This is a genomic window from Stenotrophomonas sp. 05L413, from assembly GCF_056397945.1.
The window spans coordinates 960,754-978,594 of sequence record NZ_JBFTOL010000001.1 but is presented as its reverse complement, the minus strand read 5'-3'; the positions used below and the strand labels follow the sequence as shown (position 1 = coordinate 978,594).

Here is a 17,841-nt window from a genome sequence, read left to right as displayed (position 1 = left end):
AGGTACAACCTTGGCGGTCATCCTCACGCCCATGGAGTCCCTCATGAATCGTTTGATCGCCGTTGTCCTCATCGCCGCACCGCTGAGCCTGGTCAGCGCCGGCGCACATGCCCAGTACACCGGCCCTGGCGCGACCAGTGCGGTCACCACCGTCGCCGAAGCACGCGACCAGCGCGATGACCAGCCCGTCGTGCTGCAGGGCACGCTGATCGCCAAGATCGGCCACGAACGCTATCGCTTCAAGGATGCCACCGGCGAGATCGACGTCGAGATCGATGACAAGGATCTGCCTGACCGGCAGCCCGTCAGCGCGACGACCGTGGTGGAGTTGCAGGGAGAAGTCGATACCCATCGCTTCAAACCCACCGATATCGATGTGGAGCACGTGCGGATCATCGGCACGCGCTGATCTGCCTGCACCGTCGAACGCCCCGCAGTGCGGGGCGTTCTGCGTTCATCGTCCGGCGGCCCTCAGCGTGTTTCCACATAGCGGCTGGGCGGTTCCCCCAGCACGCGACGGAACGCGGACGAGAACGCACTTGGGCTGGCGTATCCCAGATCCAGTGCGATCCGGGTGACCGGCTGCCCGGCACCCAGGCGTTCGATCGCGGCGAGCAGGCAGACCTGCTGGCGCCATTCGGCAAACCCCACCCCGGTGTCCGCGCGGAACTGGCGGGTGAACGTGCGTCGGCTCATGCCCGCCTCGGCGGCGACCTCATCGAGCGAGGCGGCGATCGAGGGCGCATCGAAGAGCCGCTGGCAGGCGCGCGCCAGGCGCGGGTCGCGGGGCAGCGGTGCATGCAGTGACAGCCGTGGCATCGCAGCGATCTCCGCGACCAGCAACTGCATCAGCCGGCCGGCACGCCCCTCCAGGTCGTACAGTGCCGGCAGATCGACCGCATCGTCCATCAGGTGCCGCAGCAGCGCCGATACGGCATGCACGCCGCAGCGGGCCGGCAACTGGACCGCCGCCACTTCTTCGGCCGCCACGAAGACATTGAGCATCGTGACCGGGCCACGCATCGCCATGGCGTGCGCGACGCCTGCCGGCACCCAGCAGGCACGCTGTGGTGGCACCAGCCAGTGTCCTTCGGGCGTGGTGAGGCTGATGGTGCCGCGCGAGGCAAATGCGAACTGACCGCGCCGATGCGCGTGATCGGGGAAGACGGATCCGGCGGCGTAGTCGTTGGCGGTGACCACCACGGCGCGCGGCAGATCTTCAAAGGGATCGAGCAGGGTATTGCGCATGGCCCGGATTCTATCGTCATCGGCCTGGCGTCGACGGCGGGCCACGCGCCGCCGCCCTAACATCGCGGCCCAACCTCACGTTTCCATGGTGCCGCCATGCCCACTACCTTTCATCGCGTCGGCACTGGCGCCCATCCTGTCCTGGTCCTGCACGGCTGGTTTGGCGACGCCCATGCCTTCGAACCGATCGAGCCGTGGCTGTCCGGTGAGGTGTTCAGCTACGTCTTCATGGACTGCCGCGGCTACGGCGGGATGCGCGATGTGCGTGGCAGCTACACCATCGATGAGATCGCCAATGACGCACTGACCTTGGCCGACACGCTCGGCATCGAGACCTTCAGCCTGGTCGGGCATTCGATGGGCGGCATGGCCATCGAGCGGATCGCGGTGCTCGCCCCGGATCGCGTGCGCGCGCTGGTCGCCGTCGCGCCCGTGCCGTGCGGTGGCATTGCCTACGATTCCCCGACCCGGCAGTTGCTTGAAGCGGCCGCAGGCAGCGTGAGCATCCGCCGGGGCATCATCGATCGCAGCACCGGTGGGCGGTTGCCCGCCGCGTGGCTGGACTGGAAGGCGCAGTACTCGATGGCGCACGCCTCGCCGGAGGCATTCGCGGCGTACTTCCCGGCCTGGGCGGACACCGATTTCAGCGCGGAAATTGCGGACCGGCATCCGGTGAAGGTGCTGGTCGGCGAGCACGATCCTGTGTTCAACGCGGCATTGATGGGCAGGACCTACCTGCGCCGCTATCGGCAGGCGACCGTGGAGGTGCTGGAAAATGCGGGTCACTACCCGATGAACGAAACGCCGCTGGCCCTGGTCGCGGCGATCGAGCGCTTTCTGATTCCGTTCGCCGAGGCCTGAAGGAGGCCGCGCGTACTCTCAGCGGCTGCCCAGATAGCCCTCGATCTCGCTGTCGGCCAGCAGCTCCCGGACCTGTGCAGCCGACGCACGCCGCATCGGCTTCTCATCGATCGCCGACAGCGGCGGCTGGCGCAGGCCGTCATACGGCAGTACCGCGATGTCGAAGGTCAGGTCTTCGGCGCTGAACACCCAGACCGGGGCGTCCAGGCTGCGCTCGCGGTCCAGCCGCAACCGGCGCGTCCGTGATTCGGCCGGAATGCCGTGCTCATCGAGGTAGCGCTGCACGGCATCGGCATCGTCGCTGTGCACCTGCAGCTGCACGGGGCTGTTGGCGTCGGCGGTGCCGTCCAGTACGGGGCCACACAGGCGGGGTGAGAAACCCTGCAGAAAGTCCATCGCACGCAGGGCGGCCTCGCGGCGCTGGCGCAACTGCGCGCCATGGTCGGCACCGGCGAACAGGCGCTGGTACTCGCGCAGGGCGTCTTCGATCTCGGTGTTGCGGGGCAGGGAGGCATCGTCATGGATGCCGAGCCGGGTGGCCGCCTTGAGCTTGGCTTGGTGATAGTCGCGGATGCCGCCCTCGGCCATCAGCCGGGCGGCTTCGTGCGCCAGCTGGTGGCGGCGCTCACGGGTCTGCGTGGCTGCATGCTGGCGGGCTCGATGCATGACCGGTACTCCTTGGCGACCTGCACGGCAATGTACACCGGCGATGTGACAGGCGGGTAGAGTCGCGCCACAGGCCGACGCCGGGGGACATTCGCCGGCAAGGGCATCGCGGCCCAGCGCCCGACTCCCTGGCCGCCGCGCCTGCAAAGATGCAGAGCGCGCTCCATGCTTGCCATGCTGATGGAAAAGAACCAAAAAAAGGCCGGGCAATGCCCGGCCTGTATTCCATCGCGGCGCCGGGCGTAGCCGGCGCATGCGGTCAGAAGATATCGAACGCGGCGTCGTCGGCCTGTGGCGCATGGCTGTTGAAGTCGTACTCCTCCAGCTTCTCCATGTCCTCCACCTTGACCCACTCGGTCGCGCCGTTGAGCGTGGCCTGGACCATGCCCGAGGGCGGCTCGTTCTGCGCGATCGGGGTGTCCTTCAGCGCCACGCGCATGTACTCGATCCAGATCGGCAGGGCAGCGCGGCCGCCGTACTCGCGGTAGCCGAGCGAGCGGAAGTCGTCGCGGCCGACCCATACGGTGGTCGCGTAGGGGCCACCGAAACCGGAGAACCACGCATCGCGGTGATCGTTGGTCGAGCCGGTCTTGCCGCCCACGTCCTCGCGGCCGAGCACCTTGGCCGCGGTGCCGGTGCCGCGCTGGACCACGTCGCGCATCATGGAGTTGAGCTGATACGCGGTGCGCGCATCGATCGCGCGCGGGGCGACCTTGGCATCCGGGTTCACCGCTACCGGCGTTTCGGCGGCGGCGGTGGACGTGGCCTGCTGCGGCTTGGCCGGCGCGGCATTGGCCGCCGGTGCGGAGCCGAAGTTGAAGCCATCCACCACCTGGCTGACCGGCACGCCGCTGGTGCCGGCGCAGTCGCGGCAGGCGATGGCCGGGTTCTCCTTGAACACTTCCACGCCGTCGCGGTCGGTCACCCGGTCGATCAGCCAGGTGTCCACGCGCGAGCCGCCGTTGGCGAACACCGCGTAACCACGCGCCACCGAGAGCGGGGTCAGCGAGGCGGTGCCCAGCGACATCGACAGGTTCGGCGGCAGCTCGGCCTCGGCGAAGCCGAACTCGCTGATGTACTTGCGCGCGTAATCCACGCCCATGCCATCGAGCAGCCGCACCGAGACCAGGTTGCGCGACTGCACCAGCGCTTCACGCAGGCGCATCGGGCCGCGGAAGCCGCCGCCGTCGTTCTGCGGCGACCAGGTCTTGCCGCGGCGGTCGCGGAACACGACCGGGGCATCGAGCACGATCGAGGCCGGGTTGAAGCCCTTGTCGAAGGCGGCCGCGTAGATGAAGGGCTTGAAGCTCGAGCCCGGCTGGCGACGCGCCTGGGTGGCACGGTTGAACTTGTTGCCGGAGAAGCTGAAGCCGCCCACCAGTGCCTTCAGTGCGCCGTTTTCAGCGTCCAGTGAGACCAGCGCGGCCTGGCCGCGCGGGATCTGGTCGAGCAGCCACTCGCCTTCCTTCTCGCCGGCGCGCACGCGCACGATGTCGCCGCGGGTGACCAGCTTGGCCGGGGTCTTGTTGGTCCAGCGGGCAGCGCTGGCCGGCAACACCACTTCGCTGCGGTTGCCCAGCACTACGGTCGCGCTGCCATCGGCGGCGGTGGCTGCCACGATCGCCGGCAGCAGGCCGGTCTGGGCCGGAATGCCGGCCAGCTTGGTGGCCAGCGCGGCGGCATCGGCGTCGGCCGGCACCTCCACGTGCTGCTCCACGCCATGCCAGCCGTGGCGGTGGTCGTAGGCCAGCAGGCCATCGCGCACCGACAGGTTGGCCGCGGTCTGCAGCTCGGCGTTGATCGTGGTGGTCACGTGGTAACCCTTGTTGACCACGTCGCCGCCGAAGCGGGCGATCATTTCCTGGCGCACCAGTTCGGCCACGTAAGGCGCTTCGACCTGCACCGGCGGCTCATGCGCGGTGGCGTGCATCGGCACGGCCTTGGCCGCGTCGGCCTCGGCCTGGGAGATGAAGCCCAGGCTGGCCATGCGCTGCAGCACATAGAAGTCACGGCGCTCGCGGGCACGCTCGGGGTTGCTGATCGGGTTGCCCGAGGAAGGGAACTTGGGGATGCCGGCCAGCGAGGCCATCTCATCCAGGTCCAGCTCGCCCAGCTTCTTGCCGTAATAGAACTCGGCCGCGGCGGCCACGCCATACGCGCGGTTACCGAAGAAGCTCTTGTTGAGGTAGAGCTCGAAGATCTCGTCCTTGCTCAGCTCGCTCTCGATCTTGCGTGCCAGCAGGATCTCGGCCAGCTTGCGGGTGTAGCTGTATTCCGAGCTCAGGAAGAACTGGCGGGCGACCTGCTGGGTGATGGTCGAGCCACCGGGCACGCGCCTGTCACTGGTGGTGGCCAGCAGCCAGACCGCGCGGCCGATGCCCTTGTAGTCCACGCCGCCATGCTCGTAGAAGCGGGCATCCTCGGTGGCGAGGAACGCCTGCTTGAGGCGCTCGGGGACGTCCTTCATGGTGATGGGGGTGCGCCGGGTTTCCCCGAACACCGCCATCAGCTTGCCATCGCTGGCATAGACGTACATGGGCTCCTGCATCTCCACGTCGCGCAGGGTCTGCACGTCCGGGAGCTTGGAGGAGACGGCGTAATACAGGCCGCCGGCAACCGCAGCGCCGATCAATGCCAGGACCAGGAACGCGACCAGCATCCAGCGCAGCCAACGGCGAAGACGTGTCATCAGTGACAGATTCCGATTGCGAATTTCGTGGTCGCAGAGTATAGATTACGCAAGGGAACGGCTGGGGGTGTTCCCGGGGAGAGCAGTCGATCACCGTCTGGGGACGCGTGAAACGAGCCGTAGTGCTCGTTTTACAGCTTGACGGTTGCGATTTGCAAAAAAAACGTTATTAATGCGCGGTCGCAGGTTCTGCGTCCAAGTGCCCATCGGCAGGGGAGAAACCGTGGGGCTTATCCCAAAAAGCCAGTCGCCTCTTATCGGCGTCGATATCAGCTCGACTGCAGTAAAGCTGTTGCAGTTATCCCGCAGCGGCAATCGTTTCCGCGTGGAACATTACGCCGTGGAACCACTTCCGCCGAATGCGGTGGTGGAAAAGAACATCGTGGAGGTTGAAGCGGTCGGGGAGGCCATTCGACGCGCCGTGAACCGCTCTGGAACCAAGGCACGGCATGCCGCCGCGGCCGTGGCCGGCTCTGCCGTGATCACCAAGCTGATCCCGATGCCCGCCGATCTGGACGAGAACGACATGGAAGCCCAGGTCGAGCTCGAGGCGGTCAACTACATCCCGTACCCGATCGAGGAAGTGAACCTCGATTTCGAGGTGCTGGGTGCGATTCCGAACAATCCGGAAATGGTCCAGGTGCTGTTGGCCGCCTCGCGTTCAGAGAACGTCGAGCTGCGCCAGTCGGCGCTGGAACTGGGCGGGCTGGTGGCACGGGTCATGGACGTGGAGGCCTTTGCGGTCGAGAACGCCTTTGCCCTGGTCGCCAGCGAGCTGCCGGTGGCCAGTGATGGCGTGGTCGCGCTGGTGGACATCGGCGCCACCATGACCACCCTGAACGTCCTGCGCGGTGGCCGCAGCCTGTACAGCCGCGAGCAGGTATTCGGCGGCAAGCAGCTGACCGACGAAGTGATGCGCCGGTATGGGCTGACCTACGAAGAGGCCGGGCTGGCCAAGCGCCAGGGCGGGTTGCCGGAAAGCTATGAGATGGAAGTGCTGGAGCCGTTCAAGGAAGCCACGGTCCAGCAGATCAGCCGTCTGTTGCAGTTCTTCTATGCAGGCAGCGAGTTCAACCGGGTCGATCACATCGTGCTCGCCGGCGGTTGCGCGGCCCTGACCGGCCTGCCGGACATGGTGGAAGAGCAGCTGGGCGTGGCCACCGTGGTGGCCAACCCGCTGGCACAGATGACGCTCGGCCCGAAGGTGCAGGCACACGCCCTGGCCCAGGATGCCCCGGCGCTGATGATCGCCACCGGTCTGGCGCTGAGGAGCTTTGACTGATGGCGCGCATCAATTTATTGCCCTGGCGCGCCGAACGGCGCAAGCAACGCCAGCGCGACTTCTACGCCATGCTCGGTGCCGCCGCCATCGGTGGGTTGCTGCTCTCGCTGTTGATCTGGTTCTACTACGACCGTCAGGTCAGCGGGCAGAGCGATCGCAACACCTTCCTGCAGGCCGAGATCGAGAAGGTCAAGGAGCAGAACAAGGAAATCGAACGCCTGGACCGCCAGAAGGACCGCCTGCTGGCGCGCAAGGCCGTGATCGAGGAACTGCAGGCCAAGCGCTCGCAGATGGTGCATCTGTTCGATGCGCTGGTCCGGACCATCCCCGACGGGGTGGTGCTGACCACGCTCAAGCAGGAAGGCGATGTGCTGACTCTGGAAGGGCGCACGCAGTCCAACGCACGCGTCAGCGCCTACATGCGCAACCTGGAAAGCTCGGGCTGGATGACCAATCCGGAGCTGTCGATCATTGAAGCCAAGGCGCCGGAGCGGGACAAGGCCGGTGCCGCCAGCAGCCCGGTGGCGGACATCAAGTCGCTGCCGTACATGTTCGTGGTCAAGGTCAATCTGCCGGCCCAGAGCAGCGTTACCGAGCTGGCCGCCGATGGCAGCGTGATCGAGCCGACCGCCGATCCGGCACCGCCGGGCGCTACCCCGGTTCCGCCGGTGGCCCCGTTGTCGCCGGCCCCGGCGCCCAACGCACCGGCCTCGCCCGATGCCGCTGATCCGGCCCCGCCGGCCGGCAACAGCCGCATCGTGCCGCCCACGCCCTCCGCGCAACCTGCACAACCGGCGGCGCCGGCCCCGGCCCAGAAGGGGGCCGCCGCATGAGCCAGAAGATCAACCTCAAAGAGCTGGACTTCAACAACATCGGCAATTGGCCGCAGAAGGCCAAGGTCGTGTTCTGCGCGCTGTTGGCGCTGTTCATCGTGATCATGGCCTGGTTCCTGCTGATCAGCGGCAAGCGCGATGAGCTGGCGTCGCTGGAAAGCACCGAGACCCAGCTGCGCACCGAGTTCGAAAAGGAACAGGGCCGCGCGGTCAATCTGGAGCCGCTCAAGCAGCAGCTGACCCAGATGGAACAGGTGCTGCAGCAGATGCTGCGCCAGCTGCCCAGCAAGACCGAGATGCCCGATCTGATCATCGACATCTCCCAGACCGCGTTGTCCAGTGGCCTGTCCAACGAGTTGTTCCAGCCCGGTGCGGAGCAGCCCAAGGAGTTTTACGCGGAAAAGCCGATCGCCCTGCGCATGGTGGGCAGTTACCACCAGTTCGGCGCGTTCGTCAGTGGTGTGGCCTCGTTGCCGCGCGTGGTCATCCTGACCATGCACGACATCAACCTGAAGCCGAAGGATCCCAAGACCGGCATCACCGCCCGCAGCGGTGCGCTGGAGTTGTCCGGAACGGTCAAGACCTACCGTTACCTGGATGATGTGGAGATGGAAGCCCAGGAGAAGGCCGCCGCCGAGAAAGAAAAGGCTGCGAAGGGAGGCCGGAAATGAGCCCTCTGACGTCGACCGCACGGGTAGGTGGTCTGTTGATGGTCGTGCTGCTGGCCGGCTGCGCACGCGGCGTGACAAGTACGCCCGGCGATGCACCGAACCTGGAGAAGTGGGTGGCCGACGTGCGTGCGCGTCCGGCGCCGCCGCTTGAGCCGCTGCCGGTGATGCAGCAGTTCGAGACGTTTGAATATTCCGCGCAGGGGATGCGCGACCCGTTCACCGACGCCTGGACCAATCCGCAAGGGGGATCGGGGCTGCGTCCGGATCCGAACCGCCGCAAGGAGCCGCTGGAAGATTTCCCGCTGGACAGCCTGGACATGGTGGGTTCGATCGGCCGTGGGGGCGGACTCGTCGTGCTGGTGATGGCACCGGACAAGGTCACCTATCGGGTGCGTCCGGGCGTCTATCTGGGGCAGAGCGACGGGCGGGTGACCGGGGTCTTCGAGGACCGGATTGAGCTGATTGAACTGGTGCCGGATGGCGCGGGTGGCTGGCTGGAACGGCCGGCAACGCTCGCGCTTGAAGATCAATGAATGATTATGGGGATAGCACGATGACCTTTTCCAACGCCATGCGGCTGCGTTCCGTCCGGCGCCAGAAGTTGCTCCACCTGTGCGCGCTGGGAGTCGCGCTCATGGTGGCCAACGGCACGCTGATGGCGGCCACGCCCAGCGGCGCAGTGCCCAAGCCGGCGGCCACCACCGCGCCGGCGACCGCGCCGGCCTCGCTGTCGGTGTCCAAGATCGACTTCAAGCGCGGCGACGATGGCGCCGGCCGGCTGATCCTGCAGTTCGATGGCCAGGGCGCGAGCCCGGATCTGCGCAGCCAGGGCAACAGCGTCGTCATCGACGTCGGCAACGCGCGCCTGCCGGAAAACCTGCAGAAGTCGATCAACGTGACCGACTTCGCCACGCCCGTGCAGCGCATCGATCCCAAGCCGTATGGCGGCGGCACGCAGCTGGTGCTCAACACCAACACCGCGTTCGAGTCGCTGGCCTACCAGAGCGGCAACGAATACGTGGTCGAGATCAGCCCGCGCCAGGCCACCCCGGCGACCGGCGCGGTCACCGCCACCTCGGTCAGCCAGGCCGCGGCGGCCCTGGGCCAGCGCGGCTACAGCGGCAAGCCGGTCACCTTCAACTTCCAGGACGTGCCGGTACGCACCGTGCTGCAGCTGGTGGCGGAGGAATCCAACCTCAACGTGGTCGCCTCCGACAGCGTGCAGGGCAACGTGACCCTGCGCCTGATCAACGTGCCGTGGGACCAGGCGCTGGACATCGTGCTGCGGGCCAAGGGCTTGGACAAGCGCCGCGATGGCGGCGTGATCTGGGTGGCACCGCAGCCGGAACTGGCCAAGTTCGAGCAGGACAAGGAAGACGCGCGCATCGCGATCGAGAACCGCGAGGATCTGGTCACCGATTACGTGCAGATCAACTACCACAACGCCGGGGCGATCTTCAAAGCGCTGACCGAAGCCAAGGGCATCGGCGGCGGCAGCGGTGGCAGTGGTGGCAGCTCGCAGGAAGACAGCGGGTTCCTGTCCTCGCGCGGCCGTATCGTGGCCGACGAGCGCACCAACACCCTGATGATCAGCGACATTCCGAAGAAGATCGCGCGCATGCGTGAGCTGATCAGCGTGATCGACCGTCCGGTCGACCAGGTGCTGATCGAAAGCCGGATCGTGATCGCCACCGATACCTTCGCGCGTGAACTCGGCGCCAAGTTCGGCATCAGTGGCAGCCGCCAGGACGTGTTCTTCGGGGCCAACACCGATCAGAACCACAACAACATCAACGACCGCGGCACCAAGGACACCGAGTACCAGAAGGCGATCAACGAGTGGGTGGCCGGTGGCCGCACCGGCGCGATCCCGGTGCGTGGCGCGACCAAGTTCGCCGAAGGCCTGAACTGGAACCTGCCGGTGGCGGCGATCAACAACCCGGGTTCGCTGGCGCTGTCGATCCTCAATGCCGGTTATCTGCTGGATGTGGAGCTCTCGGCGATGCAGGCCGAATCGCGCGGCGAAGTCATCTCCAACCCGCGCGTGGTGACCACCAACCAGCGCGAAGCGGTGATCAAGCAGGGTAAGGAAATCGGCTACGTCACCATCAGCGGTGGTGGTGCGGCCGGCGCCGCGGCCCAGCCCAATGTCCAGTTCAAGGAAGTGGTGCTGGAGCTGAAGGTCACCCCGACCATCACCAACGACAACCGTGTGTTCCTCAACATGGCGGTCAAGAAGGATGAAGTGGAGAGCTACATCCTGCTGGCAGGCTACGGCCAGGTCCCGACCATCAACCGCCGCGAAGTGAACACCGCGGTGCTGGTGGACGACGGCCAGACCGTGGTGATCGGTGGCGTGTACGAGTTCACCGACCGCACCAGCATCAACAAGGTGCCGTTCCTGGGCGACGTGCCGTTCCTGGGCAATCTGTTCAAGAAGCGCAGCCGCAACAAGGACAAGGCCGAACTGCTGGTGTTCGTGACCCCGAAGGTGCTGCGCGTGGCCAAGGCCAATCCGGCCGTCAACTGAGCCGCACCGCTGCTGCAATGACGAAAGGGCCGCCACGTGCGGCCCTTTCTGCGTTCAGCCAATCTTGATGTTGTAACCGGCGCTGTCCTGCCATCATGGCGATGGAACCTCTGCCCACCGTGGAGGTCACATGGATGCCATGAATCTGCCGCCCCCCATGCCCGATACCCCCACGCCCGCTCCGGTGGAGCACGACCGCCTGCACGAGGCCTTCCGCGCGCTGCGTGACGGCCTGTCCTCCGAGATCGTCGGCCAGAGCGCGCTCGTCGAGCGCCTGCTGACCGCATTGCTGGCCGATGGCCACCTGCTGGTCGAGGGCGCCCCCGGCCTGGCCAAGACCACCGCGATCCGTGCGCTGGCCGCCCGGCTCGATGCGGATTTCTCACGCGTGCAGTTCACCCCGGACCTGCTCCCGGCCGATCTGACCGGTACCGAGATCTGGCGCCCGCAGGAAGGTCGCTTTGAATTCGTGCCCGGTCCGATCTTCCATCCGATCCTGCTTGCCGACGAAATCAACCGTGCCCCGGCCAAAGTGCAGTCCGCGCTGCTTGAAGCGATGGGCGAGCGCCAGGTGACCGTCGGCCGCCATACCTATCCGCTGCCGTCGCTGTTCCTGGTGATGGCCACGCAGAACCCGATCGAGCAGGAGGGCACCTTCCCGCTGCCCGAAGCCCAGCTGGACCGCTTCCTGATGCATGTAAGGATCGGTTATCCGGATTCGGAGGCGGAAACCGAAATCCTGCGCCTGGCCCGCGAGCGTGCGCGCGAAGCGCTGTCCACCCCGGCCGCCGCGCCGGCCCGCATGCCGTTGAGCGATGTGTTCGCCGCTCGCAAGGCGGTGCTGTCGCTGCATGTCGCGCCCGCGCTGGAGCGCTATCTCATCGAGATCGTGCTGGCCTCGCGCGATGCCGCGCGTTACGACCCGGCGCTGGCCCGGCGCATCGCCTGGGGCGCGAGCCCCCGTGGCTCCATCGCGCTGGAGCGCTGTGCACGCGCCCGGGCCTGGCTGGCCGGCCGCGACTTCGTCACCCCGGAAGATGTGCGCAACGTCGCGCCCGACGTGCTGCGGCACCGCGTGCTGCCCAGCTATGAAGCCACCGCCGAAGGCTGGGATGGCGAGCGTCTGGTCGCCGAGCTGCTGGCCCGCGTGCCGGCGCCCTGAGCGCGATGGATACGCCCGTGCATACGGCTACGCCGCTGGAAGGTGATGGCCTGCGGCCGAGCCTGGCCGAGCTGGTGGCGCTGCGCCGCAGTGCGCACCGTGCGCCGCCGGCACGGCGTGGCCGGCTGGGTCACGCCGGCAGTGCGCCGTCGCCCGCGCGCGGGCGTGGGATGGAATACGCCGAGTCCCGCGACTATGTGCCGGGCGATGACGCGCGGCATATCGACTGGCGCGTCACCGCGCGTACCGGGCGTGCGCATACCAAACTTTTTCAGGCCGAGCGCGAACGCTTGACGCTGCTGGTCGCCGACACCGATCCGGTGCTGTATTTCGGCACCCGGGTCCGCTTCAAATCCGTGCAGGCCGCGCGCGTCGGTGCGGTGGCGGCGTGGCTGGCGCAGCGCCAGGGTGACCGCCTGGCTGCGGTGCGTGGCAGCACCCAGGAGCCGCCGATCGCACCGGCCGGGGGCACCCGCGGTGTATTGCGCGTGCTTGACGCCCTGACCCGCTGGTATGCCGAGCCGCCTGCCGAAGACGCCGGCCTGGATCGCGCGCTGGAGCAGGCGGCACGTCTGCTGCGCCCCGGTGCCCGGGTGGTGGTGCTGGCCGATCCGGCGCGCGCCGCCACGATCAGCAGTGCACGCTGGGCCGCGTTGGCCATGCACCATGAGGTGGTGGTGATGCTGCTGGTCGATCCGCTGGAGCTGGCACCGCCGGCCGATGCGCTGCCGTTCCTTTCGCAGGGGCGCCGCGTGCTGCTGGATCTGCGCAGCGCCGCGGTGCGTGAGCACTGGCGCGAACGCTTCGTTGCGCCCCTGGAAGCGCTGCAGAGCCGCTTGGCGGCCCGCCGCATCCAGGTGCATGTGGTGGCCACCGACGATGCCAGCGACAGCTGGCTCAGCCCCTTGCCGACGGCGGTGGTGGCATGAGCGCCGCCGCCTCGCTGCCGCTGCGCGATGTGCAGCTGCCGCCGTCACCGCCTTGGTGGCCGCCCGCGCCGGGCTGGTGGCTGGTGTTCTGCGCGATCGTGCTGGTGGTGGCGGGAATCTGGGTCTGGTATTGGCGCCGGCGGCGTGCGCGCCAGCGCTGGCTGGATCTGTTCGATGCACAGGTCGCCCAGGCCGGTTCGCCGGTGCGGGAGGTGGCGGCGATCGCCGAGCTGTTGCGCCGCGCGGCACGTCAGTACCAGCCCGGGGCGGAACGTCTGCAGGGCAACGCGTGGCTGGCGTTCCTGGATGAGAAAAACAGCCGGGCGTTTTCCGAGGGCGATGGTGCGCTGCTGCTCGATGGTGGCTATCGACCGAGCGTGGATGCCGAGGCGGTGCAGCGGCTGCGCGTGCTGGCCCGCCGCCGCTATCTGTCGCTGCTGACGGAGCGCGGCCGATGATCGCGATGACAGTGCCCACGTGGTTGAGCTGGGTGGACAGCCTGGCGTGGCCGTGGATGTTGTGGGCGCTGCCCTTGCCGATCCTGATGCGCTGGTGGCCCTCGCGGCCCGGTGAAGGTGCCGCGTTGCGGGTGCCGTATGCGGCCGATCAGCTGCAATCGCTCGGGGCTGCCTCGGGCGGTGCCGGGCCACGACTGGGGCGCGCGCTGCTGTGGCTGGCGTGGGCGTGCCTGTGCGTGGCCGCCGCGCGACCGCAGCAGCTGGGCGAAGCGGTGACGCCGCCACAGCAGGGCCGGCAGATGATGCTTGCGGTGGACGTCTCCGGCAGCATGAGCGAAGCGGACATGATGCTTGGCAATCAGGTGGTCGAGCGGCTGACCGCGGCCAAGGCCGTGCTCGCCGATTTCCTCGACCGCCGTGTGGGTGATCGTGTCGGCCTGCTGATCTTCGGTGAGCGTGCCTATACGCTGACCCCGTTGACGGCCGACCTCACCAGCGTGCGTGACCAGCTGCGCGACAGCGTGGTCGGCCTGGCCGGGCGCGAGACCGCGATCGGCGATGCGATCGCGCTGGCAGTCAAACGCCTGCGCGAACAGCCGGAAGGGCAGCGCGTGCTGATCCTGCTCACCGACGGGGTCAGCAATGCCGGCGTGCTTGAACCGCTGCGCGCGGCCGAGCTGGCCCAGGCCGAAGGTGTGCGCGTCTATACGGTGGCCTTCGGCGGCGACGGGGGCATCAGCCTGTTTGGCGTGCAGATCGCCCCCGGCGAAGACCCGGTCGACGAAGCGACTCTGAACAAGATTGCCGAGCTCACCGGCGGGCGCTCGTTCCGTGCGCGCAATACCGATGAGCTGGCCGGCATCTATGCCGAGCTGGAACGGCTGGAGCCGGTCAAATCGGCCGGCCCGGCGGTGCGGCCGCGGATCGAACGCTACGCCCCGCCGCTGGCGCTGGCGTTGCTGCTGGCCGGCTTGGCGTGGCTGTTGCCGAGGCGCTGGACATGAGCGCGAGCTGGAACGCCCTGCATTTTGTCCGCCCCGATGCCTTGTGGGCGCTGCTCGTGCTGCCGCTGCTGGTGGCGATCTGGTGGCTGCGTCGCCATCGCGCCAATGTCTGGCGCCAGACGGTGGATGCGCATCTGCTGCGCCATCTCCTGGTCGGCCGCGACCGTCGCGCCTGGGGCGGGTTGATCCTGCTGTTGCTCGGCACGGCGATCGCCATCGTGGCGCTGGCCGGTCCTTCGTGGCGACAGATCGCGCAGCCGCTGTGGCAGACGCCGTCGCCGCTGGTGGTCGCGCTGGATCTCTCTTCGCGGGTGACCGCGACCGATCTGCCACCGTCGCGTCTGCTGCAGGCGCGCGCCAAGCTGGCCACGCTGCTGCGCGAGCGCCAGGGCGGCGAAGTCGCGCTGCTTGTGTACGCCGACGACGCGTATACCGTGGCCCCGCTGACCGACGACATGGCCAATGTCGCGCTGTATCTGGATGCGCTGGCACCGGAGGTGATGCCGCGCGATGGCCAGCGTGCCGACCGTGCGCTGGAGACGGCGGTGAAGCTGCTGCAGCAATCCGGCGCACGCGGTGGCGACATTCTCCTGCTGACCGATCGCGCCGATGCGGATGCCGAACAGGCCGCTGCCTCGGCACGCGCGCAGGGCTTCGTGGTCTCCGTGCTCGGGCTGGGTACGCCGCAGGGCGCGGCCTACCGCAACGGCGAGGGTCAGATCGTGCCGGCGCGCTTGGAGGAGGGCACGCTGCGGGGTGTCGCCAGCCGTGGCGGCGGCCGCTATGCGCGTATCGCCTCCGATGACAAGGATCTCGCGGCGCTCGACGTATTGACCCCGCGGGTCAGTGCCGATGACAGCCGCGAAGGGCAGGGCCGCACGTGGCGCGATGAAGGGTTCTGGCTGTTGCCACCGCTGATGCTGCTGGCCCTGTTCGCCTTCCGGCGGCGCGGCGCGTTGGCGGTGCTGGTGATGATGGCGGCGCTGCCGATGGCGCTGCCGACGACGGCCCACGCCGCCGAGGGAACGTGGTGGCAACGCGCCGACCAGATCGATCAGCAACGCCTGTCCACCGGCGTGGATGCCTACCGCAAGGGCGACTTCAAGGCGGCGCAGCAGCAGTTCGAGGGCATCGATACCGATGCCGGCTGGTACAACCTGGGCAACGCGCTGGCGAAACAGGGCCAGTACGATGCCGCCATCGAGGCCTACGACCGTGCGCTGAAACAGCATCCGGGCATGGCCGATGCGGTCGCCAACCGCGCCGCCGTCGATGCCGCCCGCAAGCGCAGGCCGCCACAGAACAACGATCAGAACAACGATCAGAAGGACGGAAAAAAGCCGCCCTCCGACCAGCCCGATCCCAGCAAGAACCCGGGTCAAGGCAAGGATGGGGATGCGTCGCCGCCGCAGGACAAGGGCGAACAGGGGCAGTCACCGTCGCCCACATCCGCTGATGCAAAGGATGGCCAACCCAAGGGCGGCAAGTCGCCGCAGGCCGCCGACAGCCAGGCGCAGGCCGAGGCTGACGCGGCCCAGCGCGAGCGCATGCAGCAGGCGATGCAGCGCCAGGGGCAGAACGACGGCAACGACAAGGCGCAGGGCCAGGTCAGCGGCACCCCGCAGCAGCGCGAGCAGCAGCAGGCGGTCGAGGCCTGGATGCGGCGGGTACCGGATGACCCCGGCAGCCTGCTGCGGGCCAAGTTCCAGCTGGAAAACGAACGCAGGAAACGGGAAGGGCGATGACACATTCCACGATACAGCGCTGGTTGCGCGCAGGGCTTGCCCTGCTGCTGTGCGCGAGCATGGCCGCGCACGCGCAGACCCGCGCCTGGCTCGACCGCGAGCAGATCACCGACAGCGATACCGTCACCCTCAACATCGAATCCGATGCGGGCGGCGGCGCGCCGGATTATGGCCCGCTGCGGACCGACTTCGATCTCAGCAGCCAGACCAGCAGCCGCCAGGTGCAGTGGAGCAATGGCGCGATGACCGCGCGCGCGCTGTATGCCGTCGCGCTCAGCCCGAAGCGCACCGGCACCCTGCAGATACCTGCCCTGCAGGTGGGCAGCAGCCGCACCCAGCCGCTGACCCTGCAGGTCGGCGCCAGCAGCGCGTCCGCGCCCGCGGCGGCCAGTGGTGATGCTGCGGCCTTCCTCGAAGCCGAGGTCGACGATCCCACGCCCTATGTGCAGCAGAGTGTCGGCGTGGTGGTGCGCCTGTTCTACGCCGCGCAACTGCTCAGTGGCGAACTGGTGCTCGATACACCGGCCGGCGCCTCGCTGCAGCGGGTGGGCGATGACCGCACCCTGGTGCGCGAGGTCAATGGGCGCCGCTACAACGTGGTGGAACGGCGCTTCCTGCTGATTCCCGAGCGCAGCGGGCCGCTGGTGCTGCCGGCGGCACAGTTCAACGGGCGCAGCGCGGGCGGCTTCTTCAATGACATGTTCGGCGGCGATGGCCGCCTGCGTGCCGCATCGGCCGAGCGCACGCTGCAGGTCCAGGCGCAACCCGCCTCTGCACCGCAACCGTGGCTGCCGCTGCACGGGCTGCGCCTGCGCTACACCGCAGCGCCCACCACCGGCCGTGCCGGTGAGGCGGCCACGATCGTGGTGGAGGCCGTGGCCGAGGGCGCGACCAAGGCGCAGTTCCCTGAACTGCCCGTGCCCGATGTCGGCCCCGGCGCGCAGGTGTTTGCCGAGCCGCCGCAGTTCGATGAAACCTTCAACGGCACCACCCCGCAGCTCAAGCTGACCCGGCGGTTTGCAATCGTGCCGCGTCAGGCCGGGCCGCTGACCGTGCCGGGGCTGCGCATGGCGTGGTGGGATGTGGCGGCCGGGCAGCCGCGCAATGCCAGCCTGCCGGACCTGCAGCTGGACATCGCCGCCGGTGTGGCCGGCAGTACCGCGCCGGCGCTGCCGGTGGACACCACCTCGGCGCTGCCGGGCGAACCGGCGGCGGCCTCCACCGATCTGCAGCTGGCGCCGGCGCAGGGCGCACCGCGGCCGTGGGGCTGGATCGCACTGTCGGCGGGCCTGACCGTGCTGTGGCTGCTGACCCTGCTCTGGGGCTGGCGCCGTCGCGGTCGTCGTGTCGCCGTGCGCGATGCCGAAGCGGGCGTGCCCGTTGCTTCGTCCGGAAGCCCGTACACCCGTGCCGACCTGCGCCGGGCGATGGAAGCCGGCGGCCTGGACGAGATCATCGCCGTGCTGGCTGGCATGGGCGGTGTGCAGACCTTCGAGCAGGTGCTGGAGCGCCTCGACAACGCACAGCAGCGCGAGACGTTGATCCAGATGCAGGCGGTCCGCTGGGGCGGGCAGGGCGGTGATGTGGGCCAGGCAAGGCAGGCGCTGCGGCGCGCCTTTCATGACGGACCGCACTGGCGGGCCCGTGCGGGCACGCAGAACAATGGCCTCGCGCCGTTGTACCCATCCGCGCATTCATAAAAAGGCGTGTCGGTCAGGGCGGCCGGCTTTGCTAAGCTGATTTCATTTTTTCGAGGAACGCCG

The 17,841-nt window shown here is 68.1% G+C and carries 16 protein-coding genes; 13 read left to right on the top strand and 3 right to left on the bottom strand.

All coding sequences use genetic code 11. The features are described 5' to 3' along the window. Window positions 1-43 precede the first annotated feature (43 nt). Window positions 44-409: a NirD/YgiW/YdeI family stress tolerance protein gene (locus tag AC1DIQ_RS04290; protein WP_259259272.1), complete on the top strand. Its 366-nt coding sequence runs from the start codon at window positions 44-46 to the stop codon at window positions 407-409. 62 nt (window positions 410-471) lie between these two features. On the opposite strand, the gene AC1DIQ_RS04285 is transcribed toward AC1DIQ_RS04290, so the two are convergent. Continuing rightward, window positions 472-1,248 (bottom strand): AraC family transcriptional regulator, encoded by a 777-nt coding sequence (locus tag AC1DIQ_RS04285; RefSeq protein WP_121039436.1) that lies wholly within the window; start codon window positions 1,246-1,248, stop codon window positions 472-474. A 96-nt stretch (window positions 1,249-1,344) separates the two neighbouring features. On the opposite strand from AC1DIQ_RS04285, the gene AC1DIQ_RS04280 reads away from it, so the two are divergent. Then, window positions 1,345-2,109, top strand: a complete 765-nt coding sequence (locus AC1DIQ_RS04280) for an alpha/beta fold hydrolase (RefSeq protein ID WP_461770224.1) — start codon at window positions 1,345-1,347, stop codon at window positions 2,107-2,109. Window positions 2,110-2,127: 18 nt separating this feature from the next. Here the strand turns inward: AC1DIQ_RS04280 and AC1DIQ_RS04275 are convergent, their stop codons facing one another. Then, window positions 2,128-2,775, bottom strand: a complete 648-nt coding sequence (locus AC1DIQ_RS04275; RefSeq protein WP_121039430.1) for a hypothetical protein — start codon at window positions 2,773-2,775, stop codon at window positions 2,128-2,130. A 259-nt stretch (window positions 2,776-3,034) separates the two neighbouring features. Continuing rightward, window positions 3,035-5,464: a penicillin-binding protein 1A gene (locus tag AC1DIQ_RS04270; RefSeq protein WP_152152542.1), complete on the bottom strand. Its 2,430-nt coding sequence runs from the start codon at window positions 5,462-5,464 to the stop codon at window positions 3,035-3,037. A 223-nt stretch (window positions 5,465-5,687) separates the two neighbouring features. Between AC1DIQ_RS04270 and AC1DIQ_RS04265 the strand changes: the two genes are divergently transcribed. The 11 genes from AC1DIQ_RS04265 (at window position 5,688) to AC1DIQ_RS04215 (ending at window position 17,778) form a co-directional block, all read left to right on the top strand. Then, window positions 5,688-6,746, top strand: coding sequence for a pilus assembly protein PilM (locus AC1DIQ_RS04265; RefSeq protein ID WP_019183880.1), 1,059 nt, complete (start codon window positions 5,688-5,690; stop codon window positions 6,744-6,746). Beyond that, window positions 6,746-7,579 carry a PilN domain-containing protein gene (locus tag AC1DIQ_RS04260; protein WP_121039424.1) on the top strand — a complete coding sequence of 278 codons (834 nt, stop codon included), beginning with the start codon at window positions 6,746-6,748 and terminating at the stop codon, window positions 7,577-7,579. Before AC1DIQ_RS04265 ends, AC1DIQ_RS04260 begins: the two co-directional genes overlap by 1 nt. Then, window positions 7,576-8,250, top strand: a complete 675-nt coding sequence (locus AC1DIQ_RS04255) for a type IV pilus inner membrane component PilO (protein WP_121039421.1) — start codon at window positions 7,576-7,578, stop codon at window positions 8,248-8,250. Before AC1DIQ_RS04260 ends, AC1DIQ_RS04255 begins: the two co-directional genes overlap by 4 nt. A 38-nt stretch (window positions 8,251-8,288) precedes the next feature. Then, window positions 8,289-8,783 (top strand): pilus assembly protein PilP, encoded by a 495-nt coding sequence (locus AC1DIQ_RS04250; protein WP_226956626.1) that lies wholly within the window; start codon window positions 8,289-8,291, stop codon window positions 8,781-8,783. 20 nt (window positions 8,784-8,803) lie between these two features. Continuing rightward, entirely contained in the window at window positions 8,804-10,780 is a 1,977-nt protein-coding gene (locus AC1DIQ_RS04245; protein WP_121039415.1) for a type IV pilus secretin PilQ, read from the top strand. A 139-nt stretch (window positions 10,781-10,919) separates the two neighbouring features. Next, entirely contained in the window at window positions 10,920-11,942 is a 1,023-nt protein-coding gene (locus AC1DIQ_RS04240) for an AAA family ATPase (protein WP_121041204.1), read from the top strand. Window positions 11,943-11,947: 5 nt separating this feature from the next. Further along, entirely contained in the window at window positions 11,948-12,871 is a 924-nt protein-coding gene (locus AC1DIQ_RS04235; protein ID WP_152152540.1) for a DUF58 domain-containing protein, read from the top strand. Beyond that, a complete protein-coding gene (locus AC1DIQ_RS04230) occupies window positions 12,868-13,329 on the top strand; it encodes a DUF4381 domain-containing protein (protein WP_478049473.1) in 462 nt (153 codons plus the stop codon). Before AC1DIQ_RS04235 ends, AC1DIQ_RS04230 begins: the two co-directional genes overlap by 4 nt. Before the next feature lie 5 nt (window positions 13,330-13,334). Next, window positions 13,335-14,333, top strand: a complete 999-nt coding sequence (locus AC1DIQ_RS04225) for a vWA domain-containing protein (RefSeq protein WP_121041202.1) — start codon at window positions 13,335-13,337, stop codon at window positions 14,331-14,333. Next, window positions 14,330-16,078, top strand: a complete 1,749-nt coding sequence (locus AC1DIQ_RS04220) for a VWA domain-containing protein (protein ID WP_478049514.1) — start codon at window positions 14,330-14,332, stop codon at window positions 16,076-16,078. Before AC1DIQ_RS04225 ends, AC1DIQ_RS04220 begins: the two co-directional genes overlap by 4 nt. Continuing rightward, window positions 16,075-17,778: a BatD family protein gene (locus AC1DIQ_RS04215; protein WP_478049472.1), complete on the top strand. Its 1,704-nt coding sequence runs from the start codon at window positions 16,075-16,077 to the stop codon at window positions 17,776-17,778. Before AC1DIQ_RS04220 ends, AC1DIQ_RS04215 begins: the two co-directional genes overlap by 4 nt. The last annotated feature ends 63 nt before the right edge of the window (window positions 17,779-17,841 follow it).

Bases quoted from the DNA above. Each gene is read 5' to 3' on its own strand.
- AC1DIQ_RS04290 (WP_259259272.1), top strand. From the start codon at position 44: ATGAATCGTTTGATCGCCGTTGTCCTCATCGCCGCACCGCTGAGCCTG.
- AC1DIQ_RS04285 (WP_121039436.1), bottom strand. From the start codon at position 1,248: ATGCGCAATACCCTGCTCGATCCCTTTGAAGATCTGCCGCGCGCCGTG.
- AC1DIQ_RS04280 (WP_461770224.1), top strand. From the start codon at position 1,345: ATGCCCACTACCTTTCATCGCGTCGGCACTGGCGCCCATCCTGTCCTG.
- AC1DIQ_RS04275 (WP_121039430.1), bottom strand. From the start codon at position 2,775: ATGCATCGAGCCCGCCAGCATGCAGCCACGCAGACCCGTGAGCGCCGC.
- AC1DIQ_RS04270 (WP_152152542.1), bottom strand. From the start codon at position 5,464: ATGACACGTCTTCGCCGTTGGCTGCGCTGGATGCTGGTCGCGTTCCTG.
- AC1DIQ_RS04260 (WP_121039424.1), top strand. From the start codon at position 6,746: ATGGCGCGCATCAATTTATTGCCCTGGCGCGCCGAACGGCGCAAGCAA.
- AC1DIQ_RS04255 (WP_121039421.1), top strand. From the start codon at position 7,576: ATGAGCCAGAAGATCAACCTCAAAGAGCTGGACTTCAACAACATCGGC.
- AC1DIQ_RS04250 (WP_226956626.1), top strand. From the start codon at position 8,289: ATGGTCGTGCTGCTGGCCGGCTGCGCACGCGGCGTGACAAGTACGCCC.
- AC1DIQ_RS04245 (WP_121039415.1), top strand. From the start codon at position 8,804: ATGACCTTTTCCAACGCCATGCGGCTGCGTTCCGTCCGGCGCCAGAAG.
- AC1DIQ_RS04240 (WP_121041204.1), top strand. From the start codon at position 10,920: ATGAATCTGCCGCCCCCCATGCCCGATACCCCCACGCCCGCTCCGGTG.
- AC1DIQ_RS04235 (WP_152152540.1), top strand. From the start codon at position 11,948: ATGGATACGCCCGTGCATACGGCTACGCCGCTGGAAGGTGATGGCCTG.
- AC1DIQ_RS04230 (WP_478049473.1), top strand. From the start codon at position 12,868: ATGAGCGCCGCCGCCTCGCTGCCGCTGCGCGATGTGCAGCTGCCGCCG.
- AC1DIQ_RS04225 (WP_121041202.1), top strand. From the start codon at position 13,335: ATGACAGTGCCCACGTGGTTGAGCTGGGTGGACAGCCTGGCGTGGCCG.
- AC1DIQ_RS04220 (WP_478049514.1), top strand. From the start codon at position 14,330: ATGAGCGCGAGCTGGAACGCCCTGCATTTTGTCCGCCCCGATGCCTTG.
- AC1DIQ_RS04215 (WP_478049472.1), top strand. From the start codon at position 16,075: ATGACACATTCCACGATACAGCGCTGGTTGCGCGCAGGGCTTGCCCTG.